This window comes from Fulvivirga maritima, from assembly GCF_021389955.1.
Classification (GTDB): domain Bacteria; phylum Bacteroidota; class Bacteroidia; order Cytophagales; family Cyclobacteriaceae; genus Fulvivirga; species Fulvivirga maritima.
Map to the genome: position 1 here is coordinate 5,443,525 of NZ_CP089980.1, position 18,806 is coordinate 5,462,330.

The following is an 18,806-nucleotide window of genomic DNA, read 5'->3' on the forward strand; positions in this document are numbered from 1 at the left end:
CATAACAGAAGTACACTCTATTGATGAGTGTACTCTAATTCCTTCATAAACATTACTAACTGTTTCTCCGTCTTTTTAAGATCATTATACAAACGCAATGCATTAACAGCAACGGATAATAATGCGACCATTAATCCATAGATAGCATTAGTCATTTCCGCTACAAAAAAATATAATACAAGGGCAACTAAAAGTGAACTGAGCATAAACATGGAAGAGGACACCAGCCTGATGGTTATTTGTTTAGCTCCCTCCTGCTCCTTAATGCCAATCACTTTAACCACTGAAACATGGCTTCCCCATCTGCCTTTTGTAATTGCCTTAACCGAAAAACTCCCTCTTTTCTTATCTACTTTTCCTACCCACCTTTTTTTAGAGTCTAAAATTTCATCATGAATCAGCAAATCTGGAGAAAACGGTTTCCTTCTTATTAAACTGACCTCCATCATTGCCACGGGATCATAATGCGCCTGTTCAAATGAGAGCGTTTTCTGTTTTAGGAAGATCATCTAAATCAATTATAAAGTGAAGGTGGAATGCTTTGGCTATAGATTTTAATTTTTCCGCCTTTGTCCACCAACATACTTTCTGCTATCTTCTCTGCGAACATTAATTTTTGGATTACGCTTTTTAATTTCTTCTATGTTTTGATCGGTAATAATTTCATGATCTACCAAAACATGAGTTAACTTTTTTAAATCAGCAACTTCACCAGGAATAGTTGGAATGTTATTGTTATGTAGCCAAAGATTTTGAATACTCTTCACCTGCAATACTTCTAATGGAAACTCTTTAAATCTATTATACTCTAAAGATAAAATCGTAAGCTGATTCAACTTGCTAATACTATTGGGCAATTTATCAATTTCATTACTCCCTAAATGAAGAGAGGTAAGGTAAGTAATGTCTCCTATACTATTTGGAATGCTCTCAATATTATTATAACCTACATCCAAAAACCTAAGGTTCTTTAAATTTCCTATGCTGCTGGGCATAGTTTCTATTTGAGATGCATTAGCCTTTATTGCTACTAAATTGTAGCATAAGGCAAGCTCTTCTCTTAATCGTTTCATACCACCTCCAGATACATCGATAACATTCAGTTTTTTGAGGTACCTGATTTCTTGTGGCAAATCAGTCAGTTTTAAGTTATTTCTAAGGCTTAAATAACTCAGTGAATACAATTTTCCTATTTCAGGAGGGAGTCGGCTAATATTAGAACCCTCAACTGATAAGCCTTTTAGATGATTTAATTTCCCAATTGAAGGAGGAATATACTTCAAATTTGATAAATCTAATTCTAAATATTCCAGACTAGGTAGGTGACTAAGTAGCTTAAATAATTTATCAAAATCAGTAATTTTATTTCTGGATAAATCAAGTGCTCGCAGATTTGTAAACCCTAGTATGTCATCAGGAAGTTCCGTTATATTAGCGGAGCTTAAATTTAGTAATTCGATACTTTTATCCAAACCTGCCAAATCATCGACTTTATGCCGAGGCTCATAGTATAACTCTTTTGAATAAGCGGGGATGTAAACCATGCTATATTCTAATGGTAACTGTATCTGAATTTCTTTTCTGATTTCTTCTATGTCTATAGAAAGAGGTACACCTTCATAATCTTTGATATCAAGTTTTTCTTCAGAAATGGCTTTCATCAAAACCGTATCTCTCTTAATACCATAATTTTCTAAAAAGCCTGCTTGCCAGAAGGCTGACTTTTTATTTCCTGAAAAATAAGTTGAATAGATTTTATAATAAATCAATGCTTCAAATCTATCCTTTCGAGATGGGTATAATGATGCTTCTTCATAATCAAAGGCTGCTTTTTCATAATCCCTATTCAAGAAGTAAGCATTAGCTTTCATTTGAAGGGTATAGGAGGATATTCCGTAATATTTTTCCAAGAGTTCAACATCCTTTATTGCCTCTTCAAACTCTCCTTTATTAATTAGAACCGAATGCTTCAGCAACCGTCCTAAAATAGAAGCCTTATAACGCTCTAAATATACATCTAAAACCTCCAAAACCTCTTCAGAATTCCCTACAGAGTCTATTCGATTTAAACATAGAGCCAGACTAAAATATAAAGAAGAATCATTAGGATTACGTCTTAGGCCTTCTTTCACATACTTATATGCTTGCTCCCACTCTCCCAAGCTCGAATGATTTTGATATCCTTCCATTAACTCTTTATCAGACAAAGTCCTGAGACAGGAAGACAGCACCAAAACAAGAGCAACTATTATGTGCAGCCTCATATAAATGATAATATTCTTATTGAAATTATAAAATCTAAAATTACAATAAGTATTCAATACATAACTATATATTCAGATTTCAAAACAAAGATCTAAAGTTGATCACTTTAACAACTATAACCCCAACAGGGCGTAGCATCTGCTCAAATTACTTTTTTTTAAGCACAAACTTGTATTCATGCAATACTCTCTGTGCCTTTTCGCATCAGCCATTAACTTATTTCATTCCGAGCGAATGCTCTTGCTTATGGTAGTTAGTAGGACCGCTACGCTTAACCTACGACTAGTGGCTTTTTACATAAAGAGCCGGGGTTACATTGGGCTAATTATCACACTGACACTCCTGCTACTATTTCAGTGCACTCAGCACCTTCCCGAGAATCTTATAAGCCCTTCTATGTGGATATCCTTGACCATAAGCACTAGAGGTCAATGCTATTACTATGCTTTCTTTTGGAACTACTACCAGATGATTCCCTCCATTTCCTGAAGCGAACAGATATTCGTATTTTTTACCATGATACACCCTTTCAGCCTTATACCAAAGCATTCCATAATAATCAGTCAAGAACCAATAATCTTTCAAATCAAAAGCCTTGTGAGTTAACAACCTTTTTAGATAATCTTGTTGAATTATTTGCTCTTCACCCCATCCCCCACCGTTCACTACTAACATACCCAGTTTAGCAAAATCCAAAGTGGACAGGTATAAATTTCCAGCAGCTACGGTTTGATTAGCTGCGTTGGTGTACCAATAAAATTCTTTAATACCTAAAGGATCAAAAACTTTTTCCTTGGCATAATCTCTCAGACTCATTCCTGCTTTTTCCTCTATTATTGCTCCTATGATGGCTGCATTGATATCTGCATAAACCCAGGCTACACCTGGTTCTTCAATAGTAGGAATACTTAGTATATATTGAACCCATTCATCTCTTCCTATCCATTGACCAGCACTACCAGGGGCATCTGCATTATCAGTATCTGCATTCAACCCTGAGCTCATATCCAGCAAATGGCTGATTTTGATTTTCTTATAATCCTCATGCATATCGGGATATTTCTCTTTTGGAAAAAATGAGTAAACATCCTGATCTAAGCTTTTAACCAATCCATCTTTCATGGCCACACCTAACAGCAAGGAGGTAATACTCTTACCTGCAGACCTGATATCATGAATGTGATTGCGCCAAAAGGTATTAAAATACCACTCAACCGCTATTTGATTATCTTTGATCACCACTAACCCTCTGAAATCTTTGTTTTCAAAGTTTTCAATACTCGTATAGAGATTGTCCAAAGAATCTCTATTAAATCCAGCCTCTTCCAGATCAATCTCAGGAAGATTTGGTGCAGGTTGCGCTTGTAGGAATGAACAAATGGATGAACATAAACAAGCTGCAAGAATGATTTGTCGCATGTAGGGTAGTTTTGCGGTTGGTAAGTCTATTTCTAATTATTGTAAGTCTCTGCGTGCAACTATGTGAGCCACAGAAACTATAAGCTTTCAAAATATGAAAATCTTTTGGAGCTCCATACAGCCATGAGCACTTATTTTAAATAAATAGCCAACTTGTCGTACACTCGCTCAAATTATTTCATTATCCTTATCAATGATATGCTTGAAATACTGCCTTTGCTTAATAGCTAAAGCTATCCACTGATCCAGTTCCGAGCACATGCTCTTGTTCATGGTAGGTGGTAGGATCGCTGCGCTTAAGCTATGATCAGTGGGGAAGCCTACAAAAAAGCGGTTTGTCCTCATTGCGGAAAAGGTAAACTCATTACCATCATGCGCTTTGATAACAGAGGACCTCCTAAGAACATCTGCCTACTAGAATTTAGTTAGCGACTTTTTTTATGCACAATTCTGGTGCAATGGAAATCCTATGCCTAAAATCCAATAAAACGGACTTTAAAACTGAATTTCAACTCATAGACACCTCTCAAGAGGCTTTACATGCTTAAAGCCAGCCGCTGATCCAAAGCCACAGCCCTTAATCTCAATAAGCAGGGCTTCAATATCATATATCAATAATGACTAATCCCCATAGACTGTGCCACGGTTCGTTCAACACTGTCTTCATGCTTGGCTCGATGAGCCACACGAAGACTTAGTTATTAGGGCATGTCTATTCTTCTTAATGTATCACCATCCCATGTCAGTAAGTTGGGATTAATGGATTTGTATTGTCTTGTATATTTTGACCCATCTTCAGAGTCAATAAGTGTTACAATGGAGTCATTAATATTAAACTCGTAGGTCAAGTCTTCAAATGCTAGCAATTCAGGCGGATTTTCAGTTAATGAATCAAAGCGAAACGTAATTATCTTACCATTAAGGTCATTGATGAAATCGAATTTGATGCAAAAAAATATTTCCTGATTAGTGATTCTAACTTTTTGATCTTCGAAATAGGAATGCTTTTGCCAGCCTGAATCAGAATGAATTAAATATTCTGTTTTGTGCCATCCAAGTCACTAAAATCCTCTGAAATGGATAAGGTATCAGAAATCAACTTAGGGTTGTATTGCCATGTTCCTTCAAATATGCTTTTTGGAGTCTTTGTGTCTGGAATACAGGCTGATAAAATTAAGATTAAAAGAAAATAGTAATATTTCATATCGCAATATGCCCTAACAAAATAGTATTTTATATCACTAGTGTCCGACTAAACTCTGGTCTAAGAAATTTTAGCGATTCTAAGCAAAAATAAAGTGGTTTTCTTCTAATCTGGAAAAGTGAGCCCTCTATGGACTAAATAAAGGGTATTGATTGGTTTTATATATTGTTTTTTGAAGTTCTAGGTCTGGATTGTTTAGAAAGCGGGTAAGGTGAACATAGGCCATCAAGTGAAACCTTACCAATGAGACCATATTAGAGAAGGCCCATCTTTTTTTGATCTGTTTTCGGACTACTTCCATCAATAATAGACAGATCAGGGCACTCCAAATTTGGATCTCAATAGCATTTTGGTTGTCCCCCAGAAAATATTTGAGAGGAAAGTTCTGCTTCAGCTTTTTAAATAAAAGCTCTATCTGCCATCGGTATTTATAAATGGCCGCTATTGTGGCTGCTTCCAACTCCATATTATTGGTCATAAACACTAATAATTTATTATTGAGGTCATCATAATAGGCTATTCTTCTATTTTGAAGCTCTTGCACTTGTCCATCAGTCTTGAAACTGATAACAACTTTTTCATCCTTAAGTACACAAAAGTCTTTATCTTCAGGCAGTTCTAGCTCATCTATTGATTGATATCTGGCATTTTCCTTCATTCTAGTAATGTAAAATATCCCTTGATGACTCCATTGTGCGTATTGTCTATAATCGATATACCCTTTATCCATCACCACATAGGATCCTTCTGGGAGTTGTAATTGCTTTAAAAATGTATGATCATGCTGACTTCCCTTGGTCAACCGTACTAAACATGGCATTAATTCTGCCGCATGAATCATTACATGAGCTTTAATGCCTCCCTTGCTTTTGCCATCTTTTCTAGGGCGTCCTGCTACCTTGAGAATATCTTTAAACAGACTAATAATCGTTGAATCAACAATATAAAGTTTATTGAGAACTTCCATTCTCAAGCGGCTGTCCGGCAAAAGGTGCCGATACTTTTTAAACAATTTCATGTAAATGTCTGCAAAGACTATACTACTGCGTTTTTTGTTGCTATCTGATAAAGTGGAACGTCTGGGTATAAATTGAATACCTAAATGGATCAGCTTGTTTTGGCAGGCCAAAAGCCCCGTAGTAAGCTCTCTGAGAGCACTTGCCCCACTGAAACAGCAGTATAACATGCTTACTAGGTGATGCCAAGTATTCAATTTCTTGTAATATCTGTCAGATTGGTATTTTGATATTATTTGATTTAACACCGATTTATCTATCAGCGATAATAGTTGAGAAAAGATTGGCTGTCCGTAGAAATATGTATTTTTACTCATGTGTGATTTTTTGTTGTGGTAAACCGAAAATACACATTATGGGGCACTCTTGAAATTATTCAGAGGCCCCTATCTTTTTTCTCGGACACTAGTGATTTTATATAATGTTTGCATAAAAATAATGAATGAATAAGTGACATCCTATCCGGCACATATTATATAAAATTCAGTTGGACTACGCCTCCCCCTCAGGCTATGGGCATGGCAGTGCGCTTGGTTAGCTCTGGGAAGTGATTCTGGAGTTCGATAATAGGGTATTTGGGTTCTTTGATACATGATTCGATAATATTTATAATTTACAATGTAGACTAGACACAGTTTTCCCTGCCAATACATTAGCCATTAGCTCGTAAAACAACAAGTCAAAGAACATGCACTATACCCAGGCTATACAGGGTCTAGAATGGTTTTTGGCTCCATGATACCCTTTCCACATTCAGTACATTTATTGAGATCTTTCCCCTGTAATATTTCCTAAACTGTGCTGGCAGATAATCCTCTAAACAAAGCCGTATATAATGACTTACCGAGCAGTGAATAGCATTTCTCCAGCTTCTCTTTATTCACCGAGGCCAACAAACCATAATATCGTATTTTGTAAAACCCACTTGGTAACACATGATGCATAAACCTGTTAATAAAATCATCGGCTTCTAGTTATCCTTAGTCCTACCGAAAAGTGACTAAGGATTTATTAATACAAGGAGTGTCTCTGAAACGGCAAATATGCCCTTTGCAAGTAACTATATAAGCCGATTATTGGGCTTAGCCCCCCTATTTTATTCCGAGCATATGCTCTTGTTCATTGTAGGTCGTAGGACCGCTGCGCGTAACCTACGACCAGTGGGAAGCTTAAATTACTGCCAACGACGTGGCTATGCACCGTGGCGTGTTTAAGTTCGTATTTCGTTTCGTTTATCTAAGTAGCGAATTCTTCGAATTCGCATAGTAATTTGTTTTTCACACTAGGCGAATTCAGAGAATTCGCGGGGCTTGTAAGTAACCACAAACCTATCGTGACCCACTGGCACGACATGGTGTCATAGGTGATGTTCTATGCTTTTTTAATGTTCTCGTGAAACCATTTTGATTCAGTTTCACCCATTAAATCAAGCTTCTTGGAAGTTATAAAATCAATGAGTTTATCAACTCTTATGTCTTGGTATTTTGTCAGGAATTTGAGTATGTGAACTAACTCTGGCTGAGAACCGCCAACATAATGAATCTTCGACTTACGAGCTTTTGATAAAATGTTCTTAGCTCTCTTAATTAATAAATCAATTACGGTTTCATTTCCATATTTACATAATGCTTGTGTTGACATAGATTTAACGTCATTGTTTTTGTTCTTTTCAAAGATTTCTTTAAAAAACTCCAACTCATTAGCTCCGTTAATCGAAGCAATGGTTCCTAGAGCTGTGTTAACTGTAAATGCTTTGCTGTTTGTTCTAGCAATCTCTTTAATTGACTCTAAAGAATTTATTGAGCCATGCTTGCTTAATACCCCACATAAAGAGCTCAATTCATGAGGTTTCTTTTTGTTTTGCGTAATTAGTTCCAGGCAGATATCTTCTATCCTTGCAGAATAAGAATTGTCGAGTTTTTTGAGCAAACCGAGTGAACTAAGCTTAATTTGCCAATCTTTGTTTTTTACTAGTTCAAACAAGTGTTCCTTCTCACTTCTTATTTCAAGGTTCGAACAAACTAAATCTCCAAGAGCTACATCCTTGACCCATCTTACTTTTTCTTTCTTGACGAATTTGATGATGAAGTCAGCGATTGAATGATCTTCAATTCTGTCTGCAAGACCTACTAAAACATGAATGATATTGATTTTTTCCTTGGTTACTTTTTCTTGTTCTAGTCGTGTTGTCAGCAAAGGAATAAAATCAGGATTATCCAGTTGTTTACTTTCATTTCTTGCTTCCCAAGAAATGGTCAAATCAGAACTGTATGTAACGCCATCGGGCAGATTCAAACCTGGTCTAATGTTGTTGTTTTCAAGTCTGATAAATAGGTCGTCTAAATATTCTTCGTGAGTCATTGTTGATTGTGTAATTGCATAGAATATCCGTGTAAGGGAAACACATTCCCTTATTTTTATTATGGGGATCAATCTAAAGGATTTCTGATTAATTTCATAGAGGTGTTAGCTATATGTGTGTATACCTCTGTGGTCTTAGTGGAGTTGTGCCCAAGAAGCAACTGTATTTGACATAATCTTCCAATAAGTGAGTAACCAGTCTAATATAAACATATGCGGAACAACAAGGACTTTGATCATCAATAATTTTCATCATTCCTTCCCTGATTAGCCGACTAGATGGCACGCGCCATAAACAGCGCGCCAACGGCTCTGGACATACGCGGAACAACAGGGCACATACGCGGACGAACGGGAAGGTCGTAGGATCACTGCGCTTAACCTACGACCAGTTGGGGCCTGTTATTCATAGTAAATGGCATAAGTGGACACTTGCGCCAGGTTTAAAACCTTAGACCAGATTGAGGTTTTATTCCTTTAACTTTATTCTCAACTCCTTACCTACCCCTATATCAGTTATGGGAATAGATATTGAATAATGAAGAATAAGTTCATTAGTTAAGCTGTCAACTCTTCTAAAATGAGGTTTTTTAAGTACTCCATATTTTTTCAACTCCTCAGATAATTGAAAGTCCTGCTTAGAAGCAGTTTGTTTCACTAAAGTATCTAGCAGATTAGTAACTACAATATCAGTAACATAATTATGAGTGATAAATTGCTGAAGACTGTCACTACCCCATATGTACTTATTAGGTAACACCACTGCACTATCAAATAGACAGTAATGCTTAAGAGTAATCATTACTTCCTTTCCACTCACATTAGCAACGGTATCCGTTTCAATTGTATTAGAATAACTGGTAACGTAATCTTCTCTCATTCTTTCAAATGGATTATTATCCACAATTTCCTCCTTATTTGGTTCTATTTCTTTCATTTTTGAGGAAACAACCTCCGATTCACTTGATTTCAAAGCACTTATGTTTTTAACTCTGTTTCCTGGTTCACAGGCACAAAATGTTAAAGCAACCGCTATGACACACGTATAAAAATTATTACTGACCATTATTTTTCCTTTCATTTTCTTGATCCGATAACCCTAGATCATTTCCTGTAAATATAAAATATATATGAGCTCCTATTATATTATTTTTCGCCCAACCTGCTGCACTATATGTTGCAGGTTCAACCTCTTTTGCTTCAGTTTTTTTTTGCAATTTAGGTTTATCAGGTTTAGTATGCCACATATAAAAACCTTCTATTCTTGCGCCCCAGTAATCCTTTTCATAGATTGTAATCCCATCTTGATTTTGTCTAGGCCCTTCACTACCGCCAGAATCAATAAATTCAAGTTTTTTTATCTACATATTCTTTCGATTTAGCTAAAGCATTTGCTCGTTGTGTTGAGTCTGCTCCTAAAATATCAATATTGGATTTGCAACAAAAAACTGGACAATAAGTTAAGCGCATTTTGAATAGTTATGGTTATTAAATTGTTCAGGCGTCTTATATCCTAAGTACGAATGTTTTCTTTTTCTATTATACCATATTTCTATAAATTCGAACAGGTCATTCTTGGCCTGAAGAATACTATAGAAATTGGTATGTTTGACCAGTTCTGACTTCAGTATCTTAAAGAAGTTTTCTGCCACAGCATTATCCCAGCAATTACCTTTTCTACTCATGCTTTGTTGTATACCCTTACTTTTGAGGTGATCTGAAAAAGAATAGGTGGTATACTGCACTCCCCGGTCGGAATGAAATATTAATTGGTTTGTTATTGGCCTATTAATTAAAGCCATTCTCCAGGCTGGCCATATTGTATCATGGCACGCCATAGACCTGCTCAATGACCATCCTATAATCTTTCGATCGTACAAATCCATAATGATGGTTAAATACATCCAACCTTGACCAGTGGGGATGTATGTAATATCAGAGACCCATTTATGCCCCGGAAGGTTTGCCTGAAAATCTCTGTTTAATAGGTTTTTAGCTACTGGATAGTTGTGTCTTGATTGGGTGGTAGTTCCTCTGAACTTTCTGCAAATAATACTTCTAATGCCCTGGTTACGCATGATCCTGGCCACTCTGGGGCGAGAGATACGCCAACCCAGGTCTCGTAACTCCTCGGTGATCTTCGGGCTACCATACCTTCCTCTGCTATTGCTGTGTATAGTCCTGATATATGCGGATACCTTTTCATTCTCCAACTTTCTCATTGATGGCCTTCTGTTGCTCCAATTATAGAAACCACTTCTACTGACTTTAAGTACTTTACACATCCTCTCAACACCAAATCTGTGGTTGTATTCCTTTATGAACCGGAATATTTGTTGTCTCCCTTGGAGAAGATGCTTACTGCCTTTTTTAAAATATCCCTTTCTAGTTGGGCTTCACGCAGTTCTCGTTTTAAACGGGCTATCTCCTTTTGTTCTGAGGTTAAATTCTGATTACCATGACCTGAAAAACTACCTTCTTTGTACTCATTGTATTCACGTTTCCATCGGGTAACCAGCTCAGTCCTTAAACCAAGCTCATCAGCTACTTCTCTTGTACTTTTTCCTGACAGGCACAGGTTCACTGCCATCTGTTTAAACTCCTTGTCAAACTCTCTTCTTACTCTTTTCATATTTAGTAAATTTAACTCAAATGCGCTTAACTTACTGTCCAATCAAATGTAGCAGGTCCAATATAGAAAGGAAATTATTAGTATTCCACGCATATGGTGATTCATGATATTTAATTACCGGATCCGGACTTACCCCGCTGGCGCGCGTTTTCAAAACGCATGACCAGTTTGATATAAACATATGCGGAACAACAAGGACTTTGATCATCAATAATTTTCATCATTTCTTCCCTGATTAGCGCACTAGATGGCACGCCTTGAAAACAGCACACCAACGGCTCCGGACATACGCGGACGAACGGGAGAACCGTACGCCGGGTAGTGTGTGAGGCGCACCGAGAGCTTATCGCTCACGGCCATCTACACGATTATGCACCCTATATTAATAAGTATTTATAATTCTTTAGCTGTTTCATTTTTTTGCTGAATATTAAGGACCAATTCGGCATTCAAATTAGAAGCTAATTCCTTCGCATATTTGACTGCCTTATCCTCATTTGAAGATACAAATGAAAGCACAGCTACAGAGGGTTTTGAATAGATAAGTATTTTGAACTCCGTTACTTTTCCTGACAAAGTTGGGCTTATTCCATTTGGAGTATTACTGCTTATGTAGCTATTTGAAATTACTTTGACTTTTATAATTTCTGGGAGAGAAGTCCATTCACCAAATTTATAACCAACTACCGATTGATATTCTTTAAATCTATTTTGGGTAAAATCAATCAGAGTACCACCATAAGAAGTTATGATTAAAAGACCTATTATTATAGCACCTATTCCTACAGCCAAGACCCTTTCCATTGAACTTCCACTTTCTAAGAATGTTGGACTTACTAAAGCAAATAAACCTGCAATTATCAGGAGAGCGTTCCAAGTAGTGTAAGGCCCCCTAAAAATAGGACAGTTTAAAAGTAGAAAAATTTAATTAAATTTAAACTGTTCACTATGAAACGAAAGAAATTTTCACCCCAACAGATTGCCAGCATCTTGAAGGAATTTGATGCAGGTAAGACCGCGGCTGAGATCAGCCGTGAGCATGGTGTTAGTCAGGCAGCCTTCTACAAGTGGCGCCAGCGATTTGGAGGCATGGATGCTTCAGAGTTACGGAAGCTAAAAGAACTTGAAGAGGAAAATCGCAGGCTTAAACACATGTATGCGGAATTAGCCCTTGATCTTAAGCTTGCTAAAGAGATCATCGAAAAAAAGCTTTAAAGCCCTGCCAGAAAAAGCAGCTAGTTACGGAAATAAAAAGGGAATTTAATTACGCGATCAGCATCAGCAGGGCGTGCCGGGTTTTAAATCTTGCCAAATCCGTCTATTATTATTCATCTATTAAAAATGATGAGCCTATTATGGCTGCTTTAAAAGAAAAAGCAGAGCAGTTTCCCAGAGAAGGTTTTTGGAAAGCTTTCAGGCGACTTCGCAATTAGGGGCATCAATGGAATCATAAGAAAGTGCATAGAGTCTATAAATCCATGGGATTAAGTATGCGTAGAAAGACAAAAAAAAGACTGCCCGCAAGAGTGAAAGAGCCTTTGGAGATACCGCCTGTAATCAATCATACCTGGTCTATTGACTTTATGAGTGATGCTCTATTGAACGGCAGAAAGTTTCGATCTTTCAATGTAATGGATGATTTTAACAGGGAAGCGCTACATATAGAGATTGACTATTCTCTTAAGAGCAATAAAATAGTATGGGTTTTAAACCATTTAATTAAACGTCGAGGCAAACCTGAGCGGATCAGGATGGATAATGGCCCTGAATTTATTGCAACATTAACTAAGGAATGGAGCCAAATGCACGAAATCGACTTCATTTATATACAACCAGGTAAGCCCACTCAAAATGCCTACATAGAAAGGCTGAATGGCACCTTCAGAAGAAATGTATTGGATGTGTATCTTTTTGATGATATAAATGAAGTGCGTGAAGCTACTGAAAAGTGGATGAATGACTATAACTTTTTCAGGCCTCATGAAAGTCTGAATGACTTGAGTCCGGTGCTGTATGCACAGAGGGCGTTAACAGTGGATAACTCTATCGAGTTACCCACAATTAACACCTGATTTCAATAATAATAATTGTTAGAAATCTATACATTTACACAGTCCTAATTTTGGGGTGCTTACAGTAGGTGTGGCCCTGATGTGAAATTTCGATTTTTAAAGTTAAGACTATTCATAGGTTGTTCAGCTTATCTTGGTGCATAACGGTCTCGTATAACCGTCAGTTACGGATTAAAATTAATGATTTCGGCTAAGCACTGACGTTAGCAATTCCGAGTGGATTCGGACGTAGTCGAATCCGCCGTAATTGCGGTTATACATTGTAGGCTGTAGTGTTTTTTCAATCCCATATTTTTGGTCTATCAATTTTCATTGATCTTAAATACGACAAAAATTGTCCTGCGTGAACTGATTCGTGATATCCAATCCGCAATAAATATTTTTCAAGTATTTTCTTTTCTCCGTTCCCTGGATGAATGATTTCGGTTTCGTTTAATTCCGTATCTGAAAATTGCCGTACACTTTCTATAAATGTTTTTCTATAAGGTTCGGCAAATTCGAGTTCATCAGCGACGCTAATGAATGGTCGGTTTTCCCAAGGTGTTTTATAATTTGTCATATCTCCTTGATTAATAATAAGATTCCATCCATAATCAGCCTCCAAAACGTGTCTTATCATTTCTGATGCACTCATTGCTTTTTCATCAGGTTTCCAATTATAATATTTCTCAGGTAGTCCATTCCAAAGTTTTATACTTCTTCTCCTTATTTCTGTAAAATTTAAAATTATGATTTCAGATTGGGTCATTTCTTTGTTTTCGTGAATGTCGATTACATTACAGCCAACGACCAGCTAAAATCCGTAGGCTGTACATCTGTAAATATCGGTAAAGATTTTAACGTACAATTGCCTGAAAGTAACTCAGATAACCTATGGATTTTTAGCGTCTGTGTGTGCCCTGCATGGGCATCAGGTATCGAAGATACCAAATTATTCCAGAGGGTGAAAGTCCCTTATGCGCGGGAGTCGTGTCCCGAAGCATTAGCAAGTCGCAAGGTGGTTTGTCGTGAGGCATGCACTGAAGGAAGCGAGACTGCAAATCCCGGTTCCAACGAACAGGAACTGGATACTGAGGCTGCATGAGTCGGATGAGGTAGCACATCATACTGACGTCCAAAAGTGGTTATCCACTCAGCACCTATGCAGTAGATCCGGTGGATATTGGGAGAAGGAATATGCCCTTACCTGGGGAGGTCTTCCGCCATCGAGAATGATGGAAGAAGTCAGCAGAGGTCATAGTAGTTATTGGTAACGAGCCTTGAAAACAAGGAGGTCTCATCAGGTAATGAAGGACCAAACATTGAATCGTGTCCTAATTCGATTAGGAATACTGGGCTTTGAGCCAGTATAGCCTATTCTTAAGCAGACAGAAGGAAAAAGTAAATGATAGCAGAAATTCTACAACCCAAAAATCTCTACAAAGCACACCGAAAGGTGGTGCTTAATAAAGGAGCTGCAGGTGTGGATAACATGACTGTTAATGAACTGAAGAAATATCTTAAGGCTCACCAAACAGACATTCTCATGAGCATTCTACAGGGGAAATATGTACCTAATGCTATCAAAGGGGTAACAATACCCAAAGGAAATGGTAAAACCAGAATGCTGGGGATACCTACCGTAACAGACCGATGGCTGCAACAAGCAGTTAGCCAACAATTAGCCAAAAGGTTTGAACTTCAGTTTGAACCCTACAGCTATGGATTTAGGCCGAAGAAAAACCTGCAACAAGCCGTACTACAAGCCAGAAAATACATCAACCATGGATATCAGGATATTGTAGATATCGACTTGAAAGCATTTTTCGATGAAGTAAGCCATCATAAACTCTTACAACTTATCTACCACAAAGTTAAATGCCCTACTACCCTATGGCTGATCCGCAAATGGCTACGTGCACCGATCCTTATTAAGGGAAAGTTGTATAAGCGCAGAAATGGAGCGAAGCGGAATTCATGAACACCATATAAAATGAATACGTGTGAATAAAAGGAATGCCACAAGGTAGCCCTTTAAGTCCTCTACTGTCTAATATTATGTTGGATGTACTGGACAAATACCTGAAGAAAAGAGGACTGAAATACGTTCGATACGCCGATGACTTTAGTATTTATACCACGTCAAAAACGGAAGCTCGAAAAGCAGGTAATATAGTGTATATGTTCTTAAAATATAAGCTAGCATTACCTATAAACCGAGAAAAGAGTAGCATATGCAGGCCTCATAACTTCAAGATTTTAGGGTATGCCTTTGTGCCTACCTACAAAAAGGGAGAGAAAGGTAAGTACCAAATGGTAGTCAATAAGTCAGGGTGGGAAACCCTGAAACGTAAGCTCAAGGCTTGTTCCAAAAAGACCAAACCTTACAGCTTAGCTGAAAGATTAGTCCAAATAAAGCAAGTATTCACCGGATGGCTACAACACTACCGGTTGGCTAGTATACAAGCCAAGGTGAAGGAACTTGACGAATGGCTTCGCAACAGGCTGAGATACTGTATTTGGCACGACTGGAAAAAGCTGGAGCGGAAACGCAAAAACCTCATCCGATTAGGAGTGAAACAGGGACAAGCTTACGCTTGGAGTAGAACCAGAATGGGTGGATGGGCAGTAGCTCAAAGCCCCATATTGAGGACTACTATCACCATATCACGACTAAGAAAGAAAGGTTATGAAAGCATGCTGGATTATTACCTAAAACTTCAACCAGAGATTCAATGAACCGCCCGGTACGAGAACCGTACGCCGGGTGGTGTGTGAGGCGCACCGTGAGCTTATGGCTCACGGCCGTCTACACGATTATGTCCTTTCATCATTCTGTCCTTAGCATATCTGCTGGATTGACGTTATTACCTTTGATCAAACTTACACAGATGCCTGAAATTGTAACCAGGCCAACGATCAGTATTGACGTAGTAGAAATAAACCAACCAATATCAATTCTATATGCGAATTGATCTAGCCATACATTTCCCAACTGCCAAGCGAAAGGCGTAGCTACAGTAAACGATGCCAGCACTAGAAATAAGAATTCCTTACCAAGGAGTATTGTTATTGAACTTGTTCCAGCGCCAAGGATTTTTCTGATACCTATTTCTTTTGCTCTTTGTTCTAAAGTCAAGCTTGAGATAGAATATAGTCCAATACCAGCCAAAAGGACGGAAATCAAACAAAAAAGATTAGTCATCTTTCCAATCGTTCTTTCTTGATAAAAAAGTTGGGCGAACTGTTCGTCCATAAATTTGTAATCAAAACTAGTATTTGGATTCAAATCTGAAAATTGAGCTTGAACGGCAGCTAAGCCTTCGACTTCGTTCAATTTTACTAACACTCTTTTTGCATCATATCCGAATTGGCTATTATTAGAGATGACAAGCGGCTCAATACTCTTTTGTATTCCTGCAAAATGAAAATTCTTAACTATTCCTATTATCTCATACTTATCATCAAAAGCATATAATAATTTACCCAATGCCATTTGTGGAGATTTGAATCCAATACTATATATAAATGATTCATTTACCAGAACCTGTTCATTACCTTTAATTTTTTCGGTTGATTGGGCGAAATCAGTACCCTCCAAAAATTTAAGGTCGAGTAATGTGGCGAAGTCGTTGTCAGCTTCGAAAAAATTGAAATTCGCTTCAATTTTTTCAGCATTTTGAAAGACCCAACCCAACTGATAATTAGTATTCAGATTGCCAGGATCTGAATTTGCCGATGCAATAGAAACATTTTTGATTGAACTATTCTGCTCGAGTTGGTCTTTGAAAACGGTCATTTTGGAGTCGGCCATTGACCCTTCAGGAACATCGATCACCAATACTTTGCTGCTGTTAAAACCCAAATTTTTATTCTCTAGAAACTGTATTTGATAATACACTGTCAAAGAGAAAAACACTAATAGCGTGGTACATAAAAATTGAACCCCCAATAAACTCCTTCTGAATGTAGCACTCCCTTTAGGAGTAATTGTTCCAGTCATCATATGCAGTGTTTTATTGCCAACTAAAAAAGTGACTGGATATAAAATGGCAATTGATGTTGTGCCTAATATAATTACTGAAATGAACATCAATATTCGGGTGTTAAACAAAGAGGTTAACCCAATAGCATTATTTGTCAACTCATTTACAACGGGAACAAAGTAGGTAAATAGAACTATAGACATCATCAAAACGGCGAGTGATAAGAATAGCATTTCACTAACTATTTTTTTGAGAATCACTTTTTTACTTGCTCCGAAATGCTTTCTGATACTGATTTCTCTTATTCTTTCTGTATAATATGAGGCTGTATAATTCCCGTAATTAAAAACGACTATAAGGAAAATAATAACCCCTACAATTATCAAAATATTGATATAAACGATATTGCCTTTTGGTGTGTCTGAAAGTATAGGTTTCTCGAAATGAATACCAGATAACACTTGAGGGTACATGTGAACTTCACTTTTCAAATCGTAGTCGGACATCATAAAATTTTCCGTCTTAGCCTTCACGACCTTGTTTAGCTTAGATTGAAAATCTTTAATATCCGAATCTTCTCTTAGCAATACATATGTATAGGCCGCTGGATTTCCCCAATCTGAATTTCCATTGGAAAAGGAGAATCCTTCTGAAAAATCGAAAGAGGTCAATGCCTCATAATATAAGTCTGACTCCTTTGGTAGGTCTCTTATAACTCCTGTTACTTTGTAGGTTAGGTTATCAAGGATGAGCACTTTATTAAGAGGGAAGACATCACCAAAATACTTACGAGCCAATGATTCTGTAATGACAATTGATTGAGGGGTACTCAGAGCTTTTGATGGATTACCTTGAATGAAATGATGGTCGAAAACACTAAATATTTCTTGTTCTGTTCTAAATATATGGTTGCCTTTGTATTGCTTAATGTCTCCAGATTTGTATTTTACTCCTACATCCCCTTTGAATGGAAAAATCCTTGCCGCTTGCTCAACTTCAGGGAAATCATTTTTCAAAGTATGAGCTAAACCAATAAAGTTATCTGCAGTTCGCAAATCACTTCCTGAATTGGTTTTCACCTGCAAGATCATTCTGTAGGTTCTATCCTTGTTAGGTTGGTGTTGATCAAAACTTAATTCATGATTCAGATAGACAGCTATTAATAATATACAGGCGATTCCAGCACTTAATCCAGCCAAATTTATAGCACTATTGAACCCTCTTTTTTTTAAGCTTCGCAAGAAAATTTTAAAATCAATTTTCGACATAAGATTAGGTTTTATTGGACATAACAAAATAGTATTTTATATAATGTTTGCATAAAAATAATGAATGAATAAGTGACATCCTATCCGGCAAATATTATATAAAATTCAGTTGGACTACGCCTCCCCCTCAGGCTATGGGCATGCCAGTGCGCTTGGTTAGCTCTGGGAAGTGATTCTGGAGTTCGATAATAGGGTATTTGGGTTCTTTGAGATACATCATTCGATAATATTTATAATTTACAATGTAGACTAGACATAGTTTTCCCTGCCAATACATTAGCCATTAGCTCATAAAACAACAAGTCAAAGAACATGCACTATGCCCAGGCTATACAGGGTCCAGAATGGTTTTTGGCTCCATGATACCCTTTCTACATTCAGTACATTTATTGAGATCTTTCCCCTGTAATATTTCCCAAACTGTGCTGGCAGATAATCCCCTAAACAAAGCCGTATGTAATGACTTTCCGATCAGTGAATAGCATTTCTCCAGCTTCTCTTTATTCACCGAGGCCAACAAACCATAATATCGTATATTGTAAACCCCACTTGGTAACACATGATGCATAAACCTGTTAATAAAATCATCGGCTTCTAGTTATCC

At 37.3% G+C, this 18,806-nt stretch carries 15 protein-coding genes and 3 pseudogenes; 3 read left to right on the forward strand and 15 right to left on the reverse strand.

The window, feature by feature from the left end:
- Nucleotides 1-17: 17 nt before the first annotated feature.
- From LVD15_RS22925 to LVD15_RS22975, 12 genes and pseudogenes are all read right to left on the reverse strand, one after another.
- Nucleotides 18-509, reverse strand: coding sequence for a hypothetical protein (locus LVD15_RS22925; protein WP_233777522.1), 492 nt, complete (start codon nt 507-509; stop codon nt 18-20).
- A gap of 45 nt (nt 510-554) precedes the next feature.
- Nucleotides 555-2,132, reverse strand: a complete 1,578-nt coding sequence (locus tag LVD15_RS22930; protein WP_233777523.1) for a leucine-rich repeat domain-containing protein — start codon at nt 2,130-2,132, stop codon at nt 555-557.
- Nucleotides 2,133-2,613: 481 nt separating this feature from the next.
- Entirely contained in the window at nt 2,614-3,684 is a 1,071-nt protein-coding gene (locus LVD15_RS22935) for a serine hydrolase domain-containing protein (protein WP_233777524.1), read from the reverse strand.
- Between the two features lie 701 nt (nt 3,685-4,385).
- A complete protein-coding gene (locus LVD15_RS22940; RefSeq protein WP_233777525.1) occupies nt 4,386-4,550 on the reverse strand; it encodes a hypothetical protein in 165 nt (54 codons plus the stop codon).
- A 465-nt stretch (nt 4,551-5,015) separates the two neighbouring features.
- A complete protein-coding gene (locus tag LVD15_RS22945; protein WP_233776251.1) occupies nt 5,016-6,221 on the reverse strand; it encodes an IS4 family transposase in 1,206 nt (401 codons plus the stop codon).
- 474 nt (nt 6,222-6,695) lie between these two features.
- Nucleotides 6,696-6,866, reverse strand: a pseudogene (locus tag LVD15_RS27345) (transposase); the annotation flags it as partial.
- Nucleotides 6,867-7,275: 409 nt separating this feature from the next.
- Nucleotides 7,276-8,265, reverse strand: coding sequence for a hypothetical protein (locus LVD15_RS22950; protein WP_233777526.1), 990 nt, complete (start codon nt 8,263-8,265; stop codon nt 7,276-7,278).
- Nucleotides 8,266-8,734: 469 nt separating this feature from the next.
- Entirely contained in the window at nt 8,735-9,202 is a 468-nt protein-coding gene (locus LVD15_RS22955; protein ID WP_233777527.1) for a hypothetical protein, read from the reverse strand.
- Between the two features lie 118 nt (nt 9,203-9,320).
- Nucleotides 9,321-9,512 (reverse strand): hypothetical protein, encoded by a 192-nt coding sequence (locus LVD15_RS22960; protein ID WP_233777528.1) that lies wholly within the window; start codon nt 9,510-9,512, stop codon nt 9,321-9,323.
- A 213-nt stretch (nt 9,513-9,725) separates the two neighbouring features.
- Nucleotides 9,726-10,598, reverse strand: a complete 873-nt coding sequence (locus tag LVD15_RS22965; protein WP_306416979.1) for an IS3 family transposase — start codon at nt 10,596-10,598, stop codon at nt 9,726-9,728.
- Complete coding sequence (locus tag LVD15_RS22970) at nt 10,583-10,897, reverse strand: transposase (RefSeq protein ID WP_233777529.1); 315 nt, start codon at nt 10,895-10,897, stop codon at nt 10,583-10,585. The genes LVD15_RS22965 and LVD15_RS22970 overlap by 16 nt, the downstream gene beginning before the upstream one ends.
- Before the next feature lie 393 nt (nt 10,898-11,290).
- Nucleotides 11,291-11,689, reverse strand: a complete 399-nt coding sequence (locus LVD15_RS22975; protein WP_233777530.1) for a hypothetical protein — start codon at nt 11,687-11,689, stop codon at nt 11,291-11,293.
- Between the two features lie 156 nt (nt 11,690-11,845).
- On the opposite strand from LVD15_RS22975, the pseudogene LVD15_RS22980 reads away from it, so the two are divergent.
- Nucleotides 11,846-12,969 (forward strand): annotated as a pseudogene (locus LVD15_RS22980) (IS3 family transposase).
- 280 nt (nt 12,970-13,249) lie between these two features.
- Here LVD15_RS22980 and LVD15_RS22985 read toward each other — a convergent pair.
- Nucleotides 13,250-13,717: a DinB family protein gene (locus LVD15_RS22985; RefSeq protein ID WP_233777531.1), complete on the reverse strand. Its 468-nt coding sequence runs from the start codon at nt 13,715-13,717 to the stop codon at nt 13,250-13,252.
- Nucleotides 13,718-14,353: 636 nt separating this feature from the next.
- Between LVD15_RS22985 and LVD15_RS26955 the strand changes: the two genes are divergently transcribed.
- Entirely contained in the window at nt 14,354-14,929 is a 576-nt protein-coding gene (locus tag LVD15_RS26955) for a reverse transcriptase domain-containing protein (protein ID WP_255763323.1), read from the forward strand.
- 35 nt (nt 14,930-14,964) lie between these two features.
- Nucleotides 14,965-15,687, forward strand: a complete 723-nt coding sequence (locus LVD15_RS26960) for a reverse transcriptase domain-containing protein (protein ID WP_255763324.1) — start codon at nt 14,965-14,967, stop codon at nt 15,685-15,687.
- A 91-nt stretch (nt 15,688-15,778) separates the two neighbouring features.
- Here the strand turns inward: LVD15_RS26960 and LVD15_RS23000 are convergent, their stop codons facing one another.
- Together LVD15_RS23000 and LVD15_RS27350 are read right to left on the reverse strand one after the other, a co-directional pair.
- On the reverse strand, nt 15,779-18,202 hold the full coding sequence (locus LVD15_RS23000) for an ABC transporter permease (protein ID WP_233777532.1): 2,424 nt from the start codon (nt 18,200-18,202) through the stop codon (nt 15,779-15,781).
- Nucleotides 18,203-18,530: 328 nt separating this feature from the next.
- Nucleotides 18,531-18,788, reverse strand: a pseudogene (locus LVD15_RS27350) (transposase); the annotation flags it as partial.
- Between the last annotated feature and the right edge of the window lie 18 nt (nt 18,789-18,806).

Excerpts from the sequence above, each read along its gene's own strand:
- LVD15_RS22985 (WP_233777531.1), bottom strand. The coding sequence starts at position 13,717 with ATGACCCAATCTGAAATCATAATTTTAAATTTTACAGAAATAAGGAGA.
- LVD15_RS22950 (WP_233777526.1), bottom strand. The coding sequence starts at position 8,265 with ATGACTCACGAAGAATATTTAGACGACCTATTTATCAGACTTGAAAAC.
- LVD15_RS22955 (WP_233777527.1), bottom strand. The coding sequence starts at position 9,202 with ATGAAAGAAATAGAACCAAATAAGGAGGAAATTGTGGATAATAATCCA.
- LVD15_RS26955 (WP_255763323.1), top strand. The coding sequence starts at position 14,354 with ATGATAGCAGAAATTCTACAACCCAAAAATCTCTACAAAGCACACCGA.
- LVD15_RS22935 (WP_233777524.1), bottom strand. The coding sequence starts at position 3,684 with ATGCGACAAATCATTCTTGCAGCTTGTTTATGTTCATCCATTTGTTCA.
- LVD15_RS23000 (WP_233777532.1), bottom strand. The coding sequence starts at position 18,202 with ATGTCGAAAATTGATTTTAAAATTTTCTTGCGAAGCTTAAAAAAAAGA.
- LVD15_RS22960 (WP_233777528.1), bottom strand. The coding sequence starts at position 9,512 with ATGTGGCATACTAAACCTGATAAACCTAAATTGCAAAAAAAAACTGAA.
- LVD15_RS22925 (WP_233777522.1), bottom strand. The coding sequence starts at position 509 with ATGATCTTCCTAAAACAGAAAACGCTCTCATTTGAACAGGCGCATTAT.
- LVD15_RS22970 (WP_233777529.1), bottom strand. The coding sequence starts at position 10,897 with ATGAAAAGAGTAAGAAGAGAGTTTGACAAGGAGTTTAAACAGATGGCA.
- LVD15_RS22945 (WP_233776251.1), bottom strand. The coding sequence starts at position 6,221 with ATGAGTAAAAATACATATTTCTACGGACAGCCAATCTTTTCTCAACTA.
- LVD15_RS26960 (WP_255763324.1), top strand. The coding sequence starts at position 14,965 with ATGCCACAAGGTAGCCCTTTAAGTCCTCTACTGTCTAATATTATGTTG.